Origin of the sequence: Dyadobacter sp. (assembly GCF_051859145.1) — a bacterium.
Taxonomy (GTDB): Bacteria; Bacteroidota; Bacteroidia; order Cytophagales; family Spirosomataceae; genus Dyadobacter.
The window spans coordinates 1,810-4,160 of record NZ_JBHYGF010000373.1; the positions used below are offsets into that span (position 1 = coordinate 1,810).

Below are 2,351 nucleotides of genomic sequence, written 5' to 3' on the forward strand. Positions count from 1 at the left end.
GGCAAAAAACGAGAAAATCGAGATCGCACGGCTTAATGATAGTCTTGCATTCAGGCAAAAAGAACGCGGGGAGTTGGATGCGCATTTGAGAAATATAGAAGCGATTGATTCGTTGAGGGATTTGAGGACTTATATCAAAGCCAATCAACTCGACAGCAAGAAAGCGGAAGTACCCGTAAGTGAGCTGTTCAAACGCATTGACTTTATGGGCTACACGATCCTGGTCGGCAGAAATGCGAAGAACAATGATGTGCTGACGAAGCAATATGCTTCAAAAGAAGATCTCTGGCTGCACGCAAAGGACGTAACCGGCTCGCACGTGGTTGTTAAAAATCAATCAGGAAAAACGTTCCCGGCACCAGTGATCGAGCGCGCGGCAGAGCTGGCTGCATTCTATTCCAAACGCAAAAACGACTCGCTTTGCCCGGTGATATACACCCCGAAAAAATACGTGAGAAAACCGAAAGGACTGCCGGAAGGAGCTGTTGTAATCGACAAGGAATCGGTGATTATGGTTGTTGCAAAAGGCGAATAGGCGGCTTTGATATGTGTGATGATATGACGAACTTCGTGTGAAAATAGAGAACCGGAATATATAGTGCAGAATGCTTGAAAATCGTCGATTTGTAATTATTGGATTTTTCTCATTAGTAGGTTTAATATACTTATTTCGGCTCTTCTACCTACAAGTTCTCGACGAAAGTTACTCCATTGAATCGTCGAGCAATTCCATCAAGAGAGTAATAGAAATTCCCTTCCGCGGCCAGATCTACGATCGGTACGGAAAGCTTATTGTATATAACACACCCGTTTACGACTTGCTGGTGACGCCCAATAAGGCGCGAGTGGAAGATACGTTACGTCTTTGTCAGGTTTTGGGGATTGAAAGGCGGGATTTCGACAGCTTGATGGCGGCAGCGAGTGCTTACAGCCGCAATAAACCATCGCTTTTTCTACGGCAGCTTTCGAAGGAAGACTTTGCGTCTATTCAGGACGTTATGGTTGATTATTCCGGATTTGAATTTGCCAAAAGCTCACTGCGGACTTATACTGCGCCCACCCTTGCCAATACACTTGGTTATGTGAGTGAAATCACCAGATCGCAGCTGGAAAAGCAGGAGGAGCCTTACTATCGCCAGAGTGATTACATTGGTCAGAGCGGGATTGAGAAGATATATGAAAATGAGCTGCGCGGGAAGCGCGGGACCAAATTTGTGATGCAGAATGTGGCTGGCGTCTATAAAGGTTCGTGGAAAAACGGGGAGCTGGATACCATGGCGGTGGCTGGTGAAAATTTGTATACCGGGATTGATCTCGAAGTGCAGCAATATGCCGATAGTCTGATGGTCAACAAGGTGGGCAGTGTTGTGGCTATTGACCCAAAAACAGGACAGATCATTTCGATGGTATCTGCACCTACCTACGATCCAAATATTCTGGCAAGCAGGTATTTTTCCAAAAACTTTGCGGCACTTGCCAGAAACCCGTACAAGCCGCTTTTCAACAGACCGGTTATGGCGAGCTACCGCCCGGGTTCGACTTTCAAGCTGATCCAGGCATTGATTGGTTTGCAGGAAGGGGTAATTACGCCGGGAAGTGGATTTACGCACGCAAACTGTCCGGTTGGCTGCCATAATCACCCGGCTACCGGCACTGTGGCATTGGGGGTAATGCATTCCTGTAACCCATACTTCTACAATGTATTTCGCCGGTTAATTTATAACAATAATATATCCAATACTTTCAAAGCATCGGCAGTAGGTCTGGACGCGTGGCACGACGCGATCAGCAAGTTCGGGATCGGCCAGCGCCTCGGGATTGACCTGCCCAGTGAATACAAGGGAAACCTGCCTGACAAGAAGTACTACGACCGGTTTTACGGCGAGTATCGCTGGAAATTCTCCAATATCTATTCTTTGAGTATCGGGGAAGGAGAGTTGCTCATTACTCCATTGAAAATGGCCAATGTGGCAGCTATCATCGCCAATCGCGGCTATTATTATACACCTCATGTGATTCACGGGATCGGGGATAAAAAGTTTGTTAAACCCGAGTACCTGGTCAGGCACGAGAGCGGGGTAGATCCGCACAATTTTGATCCCGTCATTGAAGGTATGATCGGAGCTGTGGAAGGCGGTACGGCACGCCGGTCGCGCGTGGAGGGTATTACCATTGCAGGAAAAACAGGTACTTCCCAAAACAAGCGCGGCGACGACAGCTCGATATTCATTGCATTTGCGCCCGTAGATGATCCCAAGATCGCTATTGCGGTTTTTGTGGAATATGCGGGAGCTGGTGGATCGGCCGCTGCACCAATTGCCAACCTTGTAATCGAAAAATACCTGACAAGA

The 2,351-nt window shown here is 47.6% G+C and carries 2 protein-coding genes; both read left to right on the top strand.

The features are described 5' to 3' along the window. A partial coding sequence (locus tag ACTIE6_RS19340; protein WP_439558207.1) for an NFACT RNA binding domain-containing protein occupies positions 1–535 on the top strand: 535 nt, incomplete at its 5' end. Positions 536–605: 70 nt separating this feature from the next. Continuing rightward, a partial coding sequence (gene mrdA, locus ACTIE6_RS19345) for a penicillin-binding protein 2 (protein ID WP_439558208.1) occupies positions 606–2,351 on the top strand: 1,746 nt, incomplete at its 3' end.